This is a genomic window from Providencia sp. wls1943 (genome assembly GCF_009706275.1).
Lineage (GTDB): Bacteria > Pseudomonadota > Gammaproteobacteria > Enterobacterales > Enterobacteriaceae > Providencia > Providencia zhijiangensis.
The window spans coordinates 133584-149877 of the sequence record NZ_WLTU01000023.1 but is presented as its reverse complement, the minus strand read 5'-3'; the positions used below and the strand labels follow the sequence as shown (position 1 = coordinate 149877).

The following is a 16294-nucleotide window of genomic DNA, read 5'->3' as shown; positions in this document are numbered from 1 at the left end:
TCGCTAATGAAAACTTTATAGAGAATCAACAAGAGGATTCACCATGTCTGTAATTAAGATGACCGATTTGGACTTAGCGGGTAAACGCGTTTTCATTCGTTCGGACCTAAACGTTCCTGTTAAAGACGGTAAAGTTACTTCAGATGCACGTATCCGTGCTTCATTACCAACAATTGAATTAGCGCTGAAACAAGGTGCTAAAGTCATGGTTACTTCCCACCTCGGTCGCCCGACGGAAGGTGAGTACAATGAAGAATTTTCACTGCAACCTGTTGTTGACTATCTGGCAGAAAAATTAGACAACCCAGTTCGTTTAGTTAAAGACTACCTGAACGGTGTTGATATCGCTGCTGGCGAATTAGTCGTTTTAGAAAACGTGCGCTTTAACAAAGGCGAGAAGAAAGACGACGAAACGCTGTCTAAACAGTATGCTGCACTGTGTGATGTGTACGTCATGGATGCATTCGGTACTGCTCACCGTGCTCAAGCGTCAACGCACGGCGTTGCTAAATTCTCGCCAGTTGCGTGTGCAGGCCCTCTGTTAAGCAACGAACTAGAAGCATTAGGCAAAGCGTTAGGTAACCCAGCGCGTCCAATGGTGGCTATCGTAGGTGGTTCTAAAGTTTCCACTAAACTGACAGTGTTAGATTCCCTGTCTAAAATCGCTGACCAACTGATTGTGGGTGGCGGTATCGCGAATACTTTCATCGCAGCAGAAGGCAACAATGTGGGTCGTTCACTGTATGAAGCGGACTTGATCCCAGAAGCGAAAAAATTACTGGCTAACTGCCAAATCCCAGTGCCAACTGATGTTCGCGTGGCTACCGAGTTCTCAGAAACGGCTGAAGCAACACTGAAAGCAAGTAACGCTATCAAAGATGATGAGCAAATTCTGGACTTAGGTGATGAATCCGCAGAACGTCTGGCTGAAATTCTGAAAAATGCGAAAACCATTCTTTGGAACGGCCCTGTGGGCGTATTCGAATTCCCTAACTTCCGTAAGGGAACTGAAATCGTTGCTCGTGCTATCGCAGACAGTGACGCTTTCTCAATCGCTGGTGGTGGTGACACCCTAGCGGCGATCGATTTATTCGGTATCGCTGATAAGATTTCATACATTTCTACCGGTGGCGGCGCTTTCCTTGAGTTTGTTGAAGGTAAAAAGCTCCCAGCCGTTGTGATGCTAGAAGAACGTGCTAAAGCGTAATTAATTTGTTCATACACAACAGGCAGCGTAGGCTGCCTGTTCACCACAGGACCTTTTCACATGTCTAAAATTTTTGATTTTGTTAAACCAGGTGTTATCACTGGTGATGATGTACAGAAAGTTTTCGCGGTTGCCAAAGAAAATAACTTTGCATTGCCAGCTGTGAACTGTGTTGGTACTGATTCAATTAACGCCGTACTTGAAGCGGCGGCTAAAGTACGCGCTCCAGTTATTGTTCAGTTCTCTAACGGTGGTGCTGCATTTATCGCAGGTAAAGGCCTGAAAGCTGAAGGGCAACAAGCAGCTATCTTAGGTGCAATTTCAGGTGCACACCACGTACACCAAATGGCAGAGCACTACGGTGTGCCAGTGATTCTGCACACTGACCACTGTGCGAAGAAATTGCTGCCATGGATTGACGGCCTGTTAGATGCGGGTGAAAAACACTACGCGAAAACCGGTAAACCACTGTTCTCTTCTCACATGATTGACCTGTCAGAAGAATCTCTGGAAGAAAACATTGCAATCTGTTCTAAATATTTAGAGCGCATGGCGAAAATCGACATGACTCTGGAAATCGAATTAGGTTGTACTGGTGGTGAAGAAGACGGTGTTGATAACACTGGCATGGACAGCTCAGCGCTGTACACCCAACCAGAAGACGTGGCTTACGCTTACGAAAAACTGAACGCTATCAGCCCACGTTTCACTATCGCGGCTTCTTTTGGTAACGTACACGGTGTTTATAAGCCAGGTAACGTACAATTAACGCCAAAAATTCTGCGTAACTCCCAAGACTACGTGTCTGAGAAATTTAACCTGCCACACAACAGCTTAGATTTCGTTTTCCACGGTGGTTCCGGTTCAAGCGCTGCTGAAATCAAAGAAGCAGTAAGCTACGGTGTTATCAAAATGAACATCGATACCGATACTCAGTGGGCAACATGGGATGGTATTTTACAGTATTACAAAGCGAAAGAAGGCTACCTGCAATCTCAGTTAGGTAACCCAGAAGGCGATGATAAGCCAAACAAAAAATACTACGATCCACGTGTGTGGCTGCGTAAAGCACAAGACTCAATGGTTGTTCGTTTAGAGCAAGCATTCAAAGAACTGAACTGCGTAGACGTTCTGTAATTTACGAGTTTAACTTGTGAATAAATCATCCCCCAGCAGGGTAGCTTGCTGGGGGATTTTTTATGTTTTCACTAAGGAGCCTGTCACTTGCCGTATTGATTGCGAGCGCCTTGCTTTTCTTGTAACCTTCGCGTGCTTTGAACACTCTGAAATGCCCTATAAGGTAATCCAAATGACTGAACATAAATCTAAAGACCCGTTACATGGGGTTACGCTTGAAATGCAGGTAACAGAATTAGTTAACCATTATGGCTGGGCAAAATTAGGCAGTATCATCAAAATCAATTGCTTCAACAAAGATCCCAGTATCAAATCAAGCTTAAAATTCCTACGAAGAACGCCATGGGCACGAGCTGAAGTTGAAGCGCTTTATCTTGATATGCTAGAAGACGATTCAATGGATGATGCTAATTTGTCTGATGATCCGTGGGGTAATCACCGCGTTTAATGCCTCGACCAAAAGATACATCCCGTCCCGCTATGATCTCTATCTATGGATCGTCACTACGAATGGAGAGTAAACCACTATGCTGATTCGTCTAGCCACTTTGCAAGATATTGCTGCACTCCTCAATATTGATACCTATATCATGGTTGACTCTATCCGTAGGCAGCAAATTCAAGACTGGGTTATGAGTCAAAGCTGTTACCTTGCGGAAGAAAAGGGAGAAGTGCTGGGGTATGGCGTATTAAATTACCATTTCTTTGGCTGTGGTTTCATTGAAATGCTTATGGTTGCTGAGCGGTTTCGCCACCGAGGTATTGGTCTGGCATTATTGAAGGCTTTACAGGAAATTTGCCATCACCCTAAATTATTTACATCGACCAACCAATCCAATTTGTTGATGCAAAAATTACTGTTAAAATCGGGTTTTATTCCTAGCGGGCAGATTGACAATCTCGATGATAATGACCCAGAAATTATTTTTTATCATAAATAAAAGTCATTGATATTAGTTTAGACTGCTTTATAAATGAAAATACCCTCTAAAAAGAGACTTAGAGGGCATGATTATGTCGCGACTAAATTAGGCTGTCGATGGTATGAATACAGCGGCATTACAGATTAATCGGTAATGTTACCGAAGAATTCCTACGTTCTAAAAAGTAATTTAAATCGCACTGAAGCACATTAGCAAAAATACATAATCGGTGGATCGTAAAATTTTGAGTTCCGCGCTCATAACGAGAGATTTGTTGTTGGCTTAAGCCAGTTTTTTTACCAAGAATACTGGCGCTCCAACCTAATAATAGGCGGCGCTTGCGAACTTTTGCACCAATATCGGTATTGGAGATTTGATTGTCATAGAGAGTCATTATGCTGTCCTCGTTTATCCTTTAATTTTCTCATTATGCAAATGAGAAAATATTGGTGTGAAAGAAAGATTGGCCATTAAATAAATTTAATCCAATAATAAAAACGCTTAGGCCAATAATAAAAGTGCTAAAGCTAAATAATAACGATAAGTGCTTGTTAATATAAAAGTTTGATTGTTCTTTTAATGGGAATAACGCATCTGAAAATGATAAAAATAGTATAATCATTCCCCAATGCAGTACCGACTGTAAAAATGGGTGCTCTAAGTTACTGTTGATGACAACAGGCGTTAGCGCTAATACCAACGATATTGAGTATCCATTTCCATTTTTTTTATATTTAATGATTGACTGATAAATAACATAAATTCCTCCTGTAATAAGAAATGACATGAAAATAAGATTAATATATCCACCTGTCATCACCCAACGTAAAATTTCATTAAAAACATGTGGCATGATGTAATTATCAGAACTCAAGAATGGAATTTGATTTGCTTCAAAGCTCGCATTCATTATTAATGGTTTTTCCCACACTTCAGTTGGTGGTGAGATAAACAGTGAAATGGAAAACCTCAACATTTGTTTAATATGGAAACGATTAATAATTTCACTATCAATATATTTTGGACATAACTGAATCAAGTAAACACCGATAAAAACGGCAATAGCAATGATGAAGTAGCTTACACTCACTCTGAGTTTATTTTTCTGATAAAACAAGCAGATAAATGTAAAGGCGCACACTGCAAAGCTCAATATTATCGTCATGGACTGCAAGATAACTAGCATCATAGTAAAAAGGAAAATGCCAATACCCAATAGCATCGTGCGGCATTTTTCTTGGAAAATTGATGCTAATTTAAACTGCGATAAAACCATCGCCATTAACGATAATATGCAACTCATTGCCATATTAACCGACAAAACGGTGATTTGCTGGGTCAAGCCGTATGAGCGCATGCCCGTTGCAAAATAAAAAATATTAGTTTCAAAAATATACTGGTAAATAGTAAAGAGACACTGAATTACATTAATAATTATTAAACAATAAATACAGAAAGATTGAATTAACCATTTTTCTCTTATTTGCAGTCCGACAATATAGAGTATTACACCGGCACTAATTCCAGACCAATACCAAAATATGATATTGGTATTTTCTTGCACATAAAAAAGATTAATGCTTAATATCACGAGCCCTAGACAAAAACACATTGCAGGAATCGTAATGAAAATCCGATTTTTTCTATAAAATACGGTAAATGCAATGATGGAAATGATTAATGCAATCGCTAACCAGCTAATAATGTTTTGAGGCAGCGATTGCCTTAAACTACCTAAATTATCAATATAAATTATGCTGGCGAGATTCCAAATAATAAAAATACTAATAAATACAGCACGAGAAAGCATAATCATATTATTTTTTACAACATGTTATTATAAATAAGTCGCAATTAACCACGCATTACCGGTATATTTACCTGGTTCAGCATCTAATCCGTAAAGATGACTTTCAATTTGAATATTCTTTACTTTTTCAATGGTGGTTTCGATGGTTTTACCCCGTTGATTGCTCTCTGCATCGTACAGGGATAGCTCGGAATAAATGGTGTTATTGCCTGATTTTAACGGCACCCGCTTTTGTGGATCACTATCGGTTACATAATCTAAGGCGAATTTAACTTTAATCCCCTGACCTCGATCACATTGGTAGGTTGCAGTGCGGGTTTGTTTACTGTCAAATTCAATGGCATCCAGTGTATTGTGATTGATATTTAAGTTATCAATATTGGATTTACAGTTTGATGGGTAGTTAATTATTGATTGAGTTAAATCCAGTTTCACGCCTGATTTTTCAGCAGGAATAAACATGTCGGGTGTTCCTGGGTATTGGAACATACGTGTATAACCCGCAATCATTGCTGGTGGAATAACAACTTTGCCATCCAGTGGAATTTCTTTTACATAGATACGGACTTCAAATGGAAATTGAACGGTAAAATAGGAAGTACTTTGTGAGGTTTCCGTACCACTACATCCACTACCGGCAATATTTTTCCAGCCTTGGGTAATTCCGTTGTCTGAATACAAAGTAAAAAACGTATTACCATTAATTTTATATGCAGTTAACCCTTTGATAGTAAATCCAGCTTCAGGCATATACGAAAATACACGGTGGAAGGCATAGCTTGAAGCCAGCCCGCTTTGGTAGTTACCTTCTAAATAGTTAACTTTACAGTACACCGTGCCAACAGGTTGTGAAGTGCTTTCATCAATCACAATGCCTTCTTTATTAGGCGGAGCAACGGAATAGTATTTCTCTCCATTACTGCCAATCGTTGGGGTGTCGGCTAATACAGAATTATTAGAAACAAGGTTCATTTTATAGGAGCCACCACTACCCGAATAGCGGGTTAATCCATGGGAAACTTGGTTGTATAAAAACAATGACATAACCATTGCCATTAATGAAATTTTCGATGTTTTTTTCATTGTCGTTACCTAACTTTAAAGATAATCAATCATGACTGACAGTGCCGCACTAAACGGGCCGACTTCAAGTGTTTCAGCCACTTGATTCGTAACTAATTGTGACTGCAAGGTCAATGTGGCAGTGTCACCACTCACTGACGGGAAGATGGGCTCCCATTTCAGTAGATTGATAGCGGTATTTCTATTGGCTTGGGAAAAGCGGATCCCTAAACCTTGGATCGTGGTGCTTAATACCGTTTCGTTATTAATCGTGAGGGTCGAACCCTCTTTTGGGGACAAATAAATCCGTAAGTTTTTACGCAGATCGCATTGCTTAATTAGGATCCCAAAGTTTTGCTTTTCTTCTGTTAGGCGGTCCAAAGCGATATTTTGAAAATTGACGTACAGTTCTTTATCACCGTTTTCATTGGTGATCACACAGGATGGGCGCACCAATGTGGTTTCCAACGTAATTAAAATATCAGCCAGTGAAAAGCTGCTCATCAGTAGGCAAATCGCCCCTAAAAAACCGGATATTTTCATCTGCATTCTCCTACTGGTAGTCCAGATTGAAAGTGACTAAGGATGAGAAACTCCCTGTTTTGAGCCGCCCGTTAAAGGGCTTTTGTGCATATACCCCAAATTGCAGCGGATTAATGGAGCCTTTTCCCGATTCCGTGACGGTACTGATATCAATCGGGGTATTAAATTTCAACGCTTGAGCATTCTTGCCATCAGTTAACGCCAGTAACACATTGGACTCGCCAGTTGTTTTCAAATAGGTGACGCCATTGTGAGTTTCCGTATCTTGAGTATTTAGCGTAATTTTGATGGTCTTATTTAATGCCGCGGTTGAGCAATCGACGATATCCAACTGAAAAGGTTGAATATCAGAACGACCTTGATTTTCAAGTTCAGAAAATCGTAAGCCAGATAGGTAGACCTTTTTCTTCGTATCGTCATCGGATAGACGGCAACCAAGAGGCACGAGTGTTCCTTCAAAATAGACGGATAAGCTATTTGCCAAGCTGCCGTAGCTGGTGAATAACAAGCTACTCATGCTAACCATAAGTGCGAATGTTTTAGTCATAAATCATCTCCAAACGGCGTGCTGAATTCTCGGCTGGAAGTAAAAAAGTCATACTTTCATTTGTCTGCGGCTTTGAAAAAACATATTGCTGACCCGCAAATTTCAACGTGAATGGCGCCCACGTTTGGTTATAAGTGCGGGTGACACAATGGGCATAACTCACGGTAAATTGATAAACAGGCTCATTGACATGATTGACTGCTCTCGTCATCGTCACATTAGGCTGGCAAGGCGTTATGAGAAAACGCGCATGAACATAAACAGTGCCTGTTGTTTCCAATAATGAGGGTTGCGATGGCGTTTCTGCCAATACAGGCATGGCGAACATGAGCGATAACCCAAAGTGATACAGTTTCATGTTGATATTCCTGTTTATCCGTTACGTCTATGGTGCGACTGTGCACTGCGATGCTTGGCACTTAAACGCCAGTGATGGCTTTCCACCATAATCATTGATATAGGTGAGATATGGTGTCGCAAATTTTGCTGATTTTAGGTTATGGGTTGATTTCGGTGGCACCATAACGGCATCAAAGTCACTCTGCTCAGACTGCTTCTGGCTGTTACCAATGCCGATAATAGTCAGATAAAAACTTGTTGGGTTATTCAGTTGATAACCATTGGCTGTTGGGGTTAATGTCACCTGTTTTGTCCAATCTTTTTTGCTATCAGCCACAATCGCTTCTGGGCGATAAAACAGTTTTACACGGCTTTGTAGGGCGATTTGTAGAACACCCGCTTCTGTTGATTTTGGTGGAATTTCACGCAAGTTATAGTAAAACAGAGATTCTCTATCCTGAGGTAACTTACTGATATCTGGCGCAGTGCTTAAACGCACTAAGCTGGTGGATTTTGGCTCCATACGCTGAATCGGTGGTGTCGCGATAATCGGGCCAGCTTCCAATTTTTTCTCTGATGCATCTTCTAACCATGACTGCGCTAAGTAAGGCAGTTCAGGGTTATCATTGCGAATAGTGATGTTAATAGACTGCTGATCACCATCAAAAATAATACGAGTACGATCCAGTGTCACTGCGGCGTAAGTAGCGCCCATAGCACCGATAGAGGTCAATAAGACACTGGTGCGAAGTAAATTAAAAAGATTTGATTTCATTTAAATTGTTTCCTAATGACAAATTAATACAGGGTAGCTTTCCGCACTGTTTTTAAACTCAGTGACTTGCGTGCTGCATTGCAATTTATTTCCCCAGTAAAGGTTAAGCAGGTCATTTGGCATCACGCCGACAATCCATGTGATCCCTTGCTCACCCACAATGCCGAGCTCAATGTTATTTTTATTACGCACACTGGCGCCAAAGGGTGGATAAGTACCATCTGCCAATTTTAAACGGGCAAAGGTTTTTTCCCCTTGGATAACATTAAGGCTGCGATAACCGATGGCTCCACGAGTTAATGTGGCTTCGGTAACGCTCTCTAACGCTTCGATATTGTTCGGTAATTTACTGGTATTAATTGATGCTGTTGTCTTGCGATAGCTACTGACGTTAGGGAGTACGGTTAAGCCAAAGCGGTTAGTTTTATAAACACCGCCGTTTAATGGCACGTTGCTCGCTCCCGGTGTTTCAACGACTAAGCGCGTTCCACCATAGGCTGCCTGATGCATCGCAATTCCTTCTTTGACCAATGTGATCCCGCCGTTAATCGACCCACCAATGGTGTGGTATTGGTTTGGTACATAACTGGCATTGGCGGATAGCGACGCCGTTGGAAAGTTCTGGCTCAAGTAACCGCTGAAACTGGTTTGTGAATCCTGAAATTGTCCCGTTTGATAACCCACGTTGAGGTTATAGCTACGTTGATCGCTGTAGCCGCTGTATCCCACATTATGGGTTGAAGAACGGCGTCCATTTTGGTCACGTGTATAACCCTCAGAGAAGCTCATGCTGCTGCCCATTGTGAGGGGAACGGTGACATACAACGTAATGGCATCATCCTGATATCCCGCTCTTTTGGATCGAGTCGCTGATGCAGTTAGGCTAATGTTTTTCAACCCTAAAGCGACAATATTGAATGCGGTGTTAATGTAAGCCCCAAATTGCTCTTCCGTTTGGCTATTCCAATACGTGTTGTACTGGTAGTTTCCACCCAGTGAGAACGCGTCAAAATATTTATTGATATTGACCTGATAGCTCTCTTTGTGTGCTTGGGTTTCAATCCCTGTACGGCGTTCGTCCAATGTTTGTTGTAATGAACGATAGGTTTCATCCGAGAATCGATATCCTGCGAAGGTGATATCTGTCCTCGCTTCATCAAACGATTTTGAATAACTTAAGCGATAACTGCGCCCTGTCAGGGTGTTGTCCAGCAATTTCGCATGGGATTGTGTCACGTCAAATGACAGGCTCCCGAAGGTAAATAAGTCTCGCCCAAAACCCGCAGAAAAAGCTTGGTAGTTTTTGGATAAAATCGAACCACCATAAATAGACCAAATATTGTTAAGTCCATATGACAGCTCGCCTGATGCGGTCATATCCCCTTCAAGATGACGACCATCGTAACGTGGTTTACCCGCAGCAAATTTGTAGCGAATTTGTCCCGGACGCGTTAAGTAGGGGAGTGCCGCCGTGGTGATGCTGAATTTTTGCTCTTCGCCATTTTCTTCACGTACGGTGACATCCAAGGTTCCACGAATTGAGCTATCCAACGTTTGGATCTGGAACGGTCCCGCAGGAACCGTGGTCTCTAACACGATACGATCATGGCTTTTAACGATGACCGTTGCGTTAGTTTGTGCTATCCCAATAATCTCAGGTGCATACCCCGTCAGTTTGGGTGGTAGCATATTTTCGTCGGTTTCTAATGACAAACCGGTAAACTGCCAAGAATCAAAAATTGCGGAATAGAAATAGTTTTCCCCTAACGTGAGAACCGAGGCGATATTTGCTAATGAACGATAAGCATATAAACGGCTGAATATGGCATCGCTATATTCATTGTTATAGTTACCCGATGATTTACGGTAGTTTGCTTGGTAATCCCCACGTAAACGCCACGCACCAAGGTTTAATCCTGTGGTTCCGTTAGCTGATAAATAGGACTCTTTGGTTCCGCTATCTCGACGGCTGAATGAGCCCGTTAAGGAATAGTCGAGTAAAAAACCATTAATACCTTCTTCCCAGCGAGAAGGTGGCACCCAGCTTGGATCGGTATATTCCAAATAACTTTGTGGGATCAGAATTGACAATGTTAGCGTCGATAAATCCACACTCAGCGTACTACCTTCAAGAGCAGATAAATCCATACACTGATCGTTATCACGATATTTGACTAAACGAATCGCTTCAGGTTTTAAACCGAGTTGATCTGTAATTTCCGCTGGAATACATATGACACTAAATAATGAATCTTCAGAAGACGTAGGTGCACCAATAGTAATATCGCGCGCGTTACCCAAACGTTCGTTATTGACTTTAATCGTTAAGTGATAATTTCCAGGCATAATAAATCCGGCCTGAGAAAACTGGCTAAAGTCAATATTCTGAGTATCTTTGGTATCAAGCATATCTGTATTAAATTCAACAGAAAAAGCGACAGTAGGAATACTGGATAAGCAAGATATAATAATTAACTGGTGAAAAATATTAAATTTAGCCATAGTGTTCTTATCATTTAAAATATTTATTAGTCGTAACTCACAGTGAATTTAATCGTGGCAAAGTAATTTCCGGGTTCAATCTCATTATTAATGGTGTCAATTTCTGTTTCATATTTCAAAAAGCTGGTTTTTGTTTTTCTATCAAAGTAAATAGCGCTATTTGAAATAGAATACGATTTATTCGGAGTGACTAAATTGTTATTGGTGTCATAAATATAGACAACGACGCCATCCGTGGGGCCTGATAGTTTGATTGCATTGTTGTAGATATCACTATTGGCAAAGAATTTAATTTTTATGCCTTTGCTATTATCTTTGTCATATTCACTAATGCAGTTGTTTAATTTAATGTTGAATATTTTTCTATTATTATTTTTTGCTTCTTCTGTACTGATGTCACTTTTAGAAACAAGGTCATAATTAATATATTGATATTGGCTGTCTGTTTCTATTGAGCAAGGGGCAGCAACAATATATCCACGCATCACTGTTTCGCCACGAATACCGCCATCAATTGTGTATTCAGCATTAGAAATAAAAGGTGTTAATAATATTGACCATAAAAAAAATAAATTTCGCATAATGAACCTTTTTATTGGGAGGGTTACCCCTCCCATAAAAATTATTCGTAAGTGATTTTGAAGTCAGCGATAGAGTTAAATTCACCTTCAGTTACTGGAGTTGCAGCATCAACACGTTTTGCTAATGCAGTAAATTCCAGAACGTTTTCACCTTGTCTGTTACGAATTTGGTTCAGAACAGATTTAGCTTCATCAAATTTAAAATCTTTAATTTGAATACCAACGTTATTAGCAGTACCAGTCACGCCTAAGAATTCTTTATTAGTACCAACGTAGTTTTTACCACCGAAAGTGATTTTGATATCTTTAACTGCAACCCATTTACCTTCAGTATCCTTACTGAATTCGTCGAAGTTACACTCTTTTAATTTAATAGAGATATCTTTCTCTGCTGCATTACCTGCTTCTAAAGAAGCACGTGACAGTTGACCAAATGGAACTTCTTGTTTGGTGCTTTCAGATTCGATATTACATGGAGAGTTAACTACTTGACCGCTGAAATGTAATTCACCCGTGTTGCCGCTAGCTAAAACAGAAGCAGACAGAGTAGAAGCTGCAAATAAAACAGCAACAGATAATTTATTCAATTTCATATTATAGATCCTTAAAGATAAGTAATTGTCAGTCCCTAAAAAGCCTAAGCAACTGAATGTTTCAACTTAGGATTGAAGACTTCATTTTTAAACGTACTTGGTATTTAAAAGTACTAAACGTTAAATCATTCCCTGAAGTGTTGAATGCAATTTGCCTGATGTATCCATTCGTAGGCTTTTTGTGTAAGTCATTTCGACGAAAACAAGTTTATCCATTAGAGGAGTTCTTTGAAATAAAATGTTGATACTTTAATAAAGTAAAATATTTAATTCTAATATTAATTTTTTTAACGTTGATTTTAATGTTTTAATTTCAATATCGTCTGGCGATGAATGTTTAATGACTTTTGCTTTAAGGTAAATTAACAAGTAAATTTTAAGTTATAAAAAAATAGAGCATCGAATGTCATAATCCGATGCTCTGTTTTTGTAGTTATTGAAATGTTATTGGAAAATTACGGAGATAGGTCAAATAGTACAAATAAAAAGAGGGGAAAAATTTTCTTCAAAAATATAATTTTTATCACTTAAACGTTTTATTTTTACAAAATAGATTTGGTCTTGCTGTGGAATTCCACGTATTTTGATTTTATCTTGGGCCTGGTCACTGGGATCAATGAAAATATTTTCAACGCGTGAAAAAAAATGCCCTCCTTGAAAGACATATTTCATATAAAACTTACGAGAGATTGCATAATTTTTTCCATTACTACTAATTGTTCCATTCATTATAAAGGTATGGTGATCAGGATCATGTTCATTTGGGATAATACTTAATAGGTAGTAACCTTTTAAATCTGAACGGTCGTCTGATATGTTAATTTTCAAAGTTGCTCGGCAACTTGGCACGATGGGAGTATGATTTTTATAATAAAAATAACCGCTCATAATGACTAATATAGTTGAAACAATCAGTAACCAAACGGTTCTGACCGATTTCTTATTTGACATAGAAATTCTCACAACTCACAGTTGTACTGTCTTTTGGGGTGGTAGGACAATAAGATAAAAATAAAAAGTTATCATAGAGATTTTTATCGTTAGTGACGATACCCACGTTGTAATAAAACAAGGTCGCTGGTTTTTTACAATCAATATTTAATCGAGTTAGCTGATTTTGTAAGTCAGTAAAATTGATCGTGGTCATATCAGGTTTATGGTAGCTATTTATATAGCGTATACTGCATTGGTCAATACGTCCAACTTCAGGGTATTCAGTGCGCGTAGCAAAAAAATAGCTTTTAAAAAGATACAACAAGCAAAAAATAATAATGACAACTAAGGTAAGCTCAATATAGCGGTTATTGAGAATGTAACTCTTTTTCTTTACCGATAGTGGTGGGGTATTTTCTATAATTGAAGGCTGTTCAGATTCCTTAAGTAATATATTGGGTTGCTCTTCTTGATGGGGCTCTTGATTTAATTCAGTCGATAGAGACTGTAATTTTGCATCAAACTTTATGCCCACTTTGGGAATAGTCGTAATAATTTCCTCCTCAAAAAAGGAAGAAAGGTGGCGGCGTAAAACAGAAATGCTGCTATTAAGGTTATTATCAGATGCAACTTGGTTATGTTCATCCCATACTCGGCTTAATAATGTATCCCTATCTAAAACTTCACCATTATTTTGCACTAACACCAATAATAAGCGGTTTAGTGTGGTAGTTAGTTTAATTGCATCGTCGATATTATCGCGATATAACAACCCCTGATGGCTGTCATAAATAATATTATTTATAAGATATTTCATATTTTGATTATTTTTATTTATTTAGGTGTTATATAAGTATTAATCCAGTTTATACCTCTAATTTGGTCGGTGTCAATTAGACAGAAATAGCCTAATTATTTATTTCATTTAAGATCATTAAGTTAGATTAAGGTAATAAAAAAGCCCCTTAATAGGGGCTTGTTCTACATAATGAAGGTCAATTAGGCCGTAGGTTCTAAGATTTTGTGCATAACGGGATGAAACTTACGTTTAAAGTACACTAAACCATGTCCGTCATCGCTAACAACAATTTTTTTCATCTCAACCATATACACAGAGTGAGTGCCAATATCTTGGACTTGGGTAATTTCACCCTCAAGATTGGCAAGGGCATTTCTTAACAATGGTTGTTCTAAAATACCTTTATCCCACATATCCCATCCAAAGCGCTCATCCATTGTCGAGCCTTTCATACCCGCAAAGTGACAAGCTAAATCTTCTTGGTCATGGTTGAGAACGTTAACGCACAGGCGGCCATTCTTTTGAAAAACCGCATTCATAGCACTGTTGCGGTTAACGCATACCATCAAAGTCGGTGGCGTATCAGTCACAGAACACACCGCGGTGGCAGTAATACCGCAACGACCTTCTGGACCATCCGTGGTGACGATGTTAACAGCGGCACCGAGACTTGCCATCGCATCTCTGAAGCGTAAGCGATGTTCATTTTCTAAAGACATTTTGACCTCCTGCTGCCGATTACTTCAGCAGCGAATCTAACAGATTAATATCGTTGTTGTTGTGCAGGTGAGGGCGCTTCCAGCCGTGCTGATCATAGTCAGACAGGCAGCGATCAACCATATCTGTCATGGCTTTCATATTGCCAGAACCGTATGCATGACGCAGACATTGCAGACGAATTTCGTCTTGGCTTCCCGCGTAGTTAATTTCATACAGCTCGTGGCGACCACCGAATTCACTACCGATAGCATCCCACATTAATTTTAAAATTTTAATACGTTCAACGTGATCCATCCCATTTGAACCGCGAACATATTTTGCCAGATATTTATCAATCTCTGGGTTATTCATATCACGAACGCTTGATGGCAGATAGATCAAACCACTTGTTACATTACTTTCGATGATATTCTTGATTTTGGTGTAGGCCATTGGTGCCATAACGCGATACGTTTGGATGGCTTGAGTATCTGGCAGGAACGCGCCGCCTTCCCAAGCTTTTGCTTCTGAACACATAGCATCAGTCAGTGACCAGAACAGGTTACGCCAAGCAACCACTTCACCGAGATCCGCTTGAACGCCACGGAAATCAATAACACCCGTACATTCAAGGCTCTTTTGTAGAAGACCTGTAATGAAGTCCAGTTTGACGGCTAAACGTACACACGCTTGTAATGGGAACAGGCGAGCAAAGCCACCTTGTACCGCCCAGTTACGAGCACGGTCGAAATCACGATAAATCAGCACGTTTTCCCATGGAATTAACACATGATCCATGACCAGAATGGCATCATTCTCATCAAAACGGCTTGATAACGGGTAATCAAACGGAGCCCCTGTTGCACCAGCAACTAATTCATAAGATGCACGGGAAATTAATTTCACACCGTCCGCATCCATTGGTGCAACAAACATCAGAGCAAAATCAGGGTTATCACCCATGACTTGTGCAGAACCAAAACCGATAAAGTTGTAGTGTGTTAACGCAGAGTTGGTTGCAACAACTTTTGCACCGCTGACGATAATACCTGCATCAGTTTCTTTTTCTAGCTTTATATAAACATCTTTAACTTCATCGGCAGGCTTATGGCGATCGATAGGTGGGTTAACAATTGCATGGTTAAAGTACAAACCGCTCTCTTGAATACGTTTGTACCAGTTGCGTGCGTTGTCGGCAAACTGACCATAATATTCTGGGTTAGCCCCTAAACAGCTGGCGAATGCCGCCTTATAGTCTGGAGTGCGTCCCATCCATCCGTAGCTTTGGCGTGACCAATCGGCGATGGCGTCGCGTTGTTGGCGTAAGTCATCGGCACTTTTTGCGAAGCGGAAGAATTTGTGTGTATACCCGCCGTTGCCTGTGTCTGTGCCCCAGCAAAGCTGGTCATGAGTCGATTTATCATGAAGCGCATCATATAACTGTCCTATAGAAGCTGCAGAGTTACGAAAAGCAGGGTGCGTGGTGACATCTTTAACACGCTCACCATAGATATAAATCTCGCGACCATCTTGCAAACTTTTTAGATATTCTTGGCTATTAAATGGGCGCTTAGCATCGGAACGAAAATCTTCTGGTTTCATGTCTACCTCGTTTTAGAGCAAAGAGGGCTTGCGGGTTGTCGGCGAACAAAGGTTGCAAGCTTGAATGATGTTAATTTTATGTTTGTTTTGTGTTTACTAATTGAATCGTTTTCTATGGGGTTTTAAAAGAGACTTTCCAAAGAAACGCAGGTACTTTTCGTTGGTGAGATGGTTTTATGAAAGAAATGTGATCTTATCGATATTTTAATATTAATGCTATTTCATTTTTTTTAAATAAACTC

18 protein-coding genes are annotated in these 16294 nt (G+C 39.9%); 4 read left to right on the top strand and 14 right to left on the bottom strand.

Translation table 11 applies throughout. The features are described 5' to 3' along the window. Positions 1–43: 43 nt before the first annotated feature. The 4 genes from pgk (at position 44) to GKR48_RS12195 (ending at position 3285) form a co-directional block, all read left to right on the top strand. Positions 44–1207: a phosphoglycerate kinase gene (pgk, locus tag GKR48_RS12210; protein WP_036953968.1), complete on the top strand. Its 1164-nt coding sequence runs from the start codon at positions 44–46 to the stop codon at positions 1205–1207. A gap of 60 nt (positions 1208–1267) precedes the next feature. After that, positions 1268–2344: a class II fructose-bisphosphate aldolase gene (gene fbaA, locus GKR48_RS12205; RefSeq protein WP_006657248.1), complete on the top strand. Its 1077-nt coding sequence runs from the start codon at positions 1268–1270 to the stop codon at positions 2342–2344. 172 nt (positions 2345–2516) lie between these two features. Further along, positions 2517–2792 carry a VF530 family DNA-binding protein gene (locus GKR48_RS12200; RefSeq protein WP_154628280.1) on the top strand — a complete coding sequence of 92 codons (276 nt, stop codon included), beginning with the start codon at positions 2517–2519 and terminating at the stop codon, positions 2790–2792. 79 nt (positions 2793–2871) lie between these two features. Further along, positions 2872–3285 carry a GNAT family N-acetyltransferase gene (locus GKR48_RS12195; protein ID WP_154628279.1) on the top strand — a complete coding sequence of 138 codons (414 nt, stop codon included), beginning with the start codon at positions 2872–2874 and terminating at the stop codon, positions 3283–3285. 118 nt (positions 3286–3403) lie between these two features. Here GKR48_RS12195 and GKR48_RS12190 read toward each other — a convergent pair whose 3' ends face one another. From GKR48_RS12190 to hpaB, 14 genes are all read right to left on the bottom strand, one after another. Further along, a complete protein-coding gene (locus tag GKR48_RS12190) occupies positions 3404–3661 on the bottom strand; it encodes a helix-turn-helix domain-containing protein (protein WP_154628278.1) in 258 nt (85 codons plus the stop codon). 33 nt (positions 3662–3694) lie between these two features. Then, positions 3695–5077, bottom strand: a complete 1383-nt coding sequence (locus GKR48_RS12185; RefSeq protein ID WP_230088660.1) for an O-antigen ligase domain-containing protein — start codon at positions 5075–5077, stop codon at positions 3695–3697. A gap of 27 nt (positions 5078–5104) precedes the next feature. Further along, positions 5105–6160, bottom strand: a complete 1056-nt coding sequence (locus GKR48_RS12180) for an adhesin (RefSeq protein ID WP_154628277.1) — start codon at positions 6158–6160, stop codon at positions 5105–5107. Between the two features lie 15 nt (positions 6161–6175). Continuing rightward, a complete protein-coding gene (locus GKR48_RS12175) occupies positions 6176–6682 on the bottom strand; it encodes a fimbrial protein (protein ID WP_230088659.1) in 507 nt (168 codons plus the stop codon). A 10-nt stretch (positions 6683–6692) separates the two neighbouring features. Then, positions 6693–7229, bottom strand: a complete 537-nt coding sequence (locus tag GKR48_RS12170; RefSeq protein WP_154628275.1) for a fimbrial protein — start codon at positions 7227–7229, stop codon at positions 6693–6695. Next, the gene (locus GKR48_RS12165) at positions 7222–7587 is read right to left on the bottom strand and encodes a hypothetical protein (protein ID WP_154628274.1); all 366 of its coding nucleotides are present in this window, start codon (positions 7585–7587) and stop codon (positions 7222–7224) included. Before GKR48_RS12165 ends, GKR48_RS12170 begins: the two co-directional genes overlap by 8 nt. Before the next feature lie 27 nt (positions 7588–7614). Next, on the bottom strand, positions 7615–8343 hold the full coding sequence (locus tag GKR48_RS12160) for a fimbria/pilus periplasmic chaperone (protein WP_154628273.1): 729 nt from the start codon (positions 8341–8343) through the stop codon (positions 7615–7617). 12 nt (positions 8344–8355) lie between these two features. Further along, entirely contained in the window at positions 8356–10845 is a 2490-nt protein-coding gene (locus GKR48_RS12155) for a fimbria/pilus outer membrane usher protein (protein ID WP_154628272.1), read from the bottom strand. Between the two features lie 26 nt (positions 10846–10871). Further along, positions 10872–11426: a fimbrial protein gene (locus tag GKR48_RS12150; protein WP_195848249.1), complete on the bottom strand. Its 555-nt coding sequence runs from the start codon at positions 11424–11426 to the stop codon at positions 10872–10874. Between the two features lie 41 nt (positions 11427–11467). Further along, positions 11468–12019 carry a fimbrial protein gene (locus tag GKR48_RS12145; RefSeq protein WP_154628270.1) on the bottom strand — a complete coding sequence of 184 codons (552 nt, stop codon included), beginning with the start codon at positions 12017–12019 and terminating at the stop codon, positions 11468–11470. A gap of 468 nt (positions 12020–12487) precedes the next feature. Then, positions 12488–12970 carry a FidL-like protein gene (locus tag GKR48_RS12140; RefSeq protein ID WP_006662724.1) on the bottom strand — a complete coding sequence of 161 codons (483 nt, stop codon included), beginning with the start codon at positions 12968–12970 and terminating at the stop codon, positions 12488–12490. Then, entirely contained in the window at positions 12960–13769 is an 810-nt protein-coding gene (locus GKR48_RS12135; RefSeq protein ID WP_154628269.1) for a winged helix-turn-helix domain-containing protein, read from the bottom strand. The genes GKR48_RS12140 and GKR48_RS12135 overlap by 11 nt, the downstream gene beginning before the upstream one ends. Positions 13770–13951: 182 nt before the next feature. Beyond that, a complete protein-coding gene (hpaC, locus tag GKR48_RS12130; protein WP_154628268.1) occupies positions 13952–14470 on the bottom strand; it encodes a 4-hydroxyphenylacetate 3-monooxygenase, reductase component in 519 nt (172 codons plus the stop codon). A gap of 19 nt (positions 14471–14489) precedes the next feature. Then, positions 14490–16052: a 4-hydroxyphenylacetate 3-monooxygenase, oxygenase component gene (gene hpaB, locus GKR48_RS12125; RefSeq protein WP_108479482.1), complete on the bottom strand. Its 1563-nt coding sequence runs from the start codon at positions 16050–16052 to the stop codon at positions 14490–14492. Positions 16053–16294 lie beyond the last annotated feature (242 nt).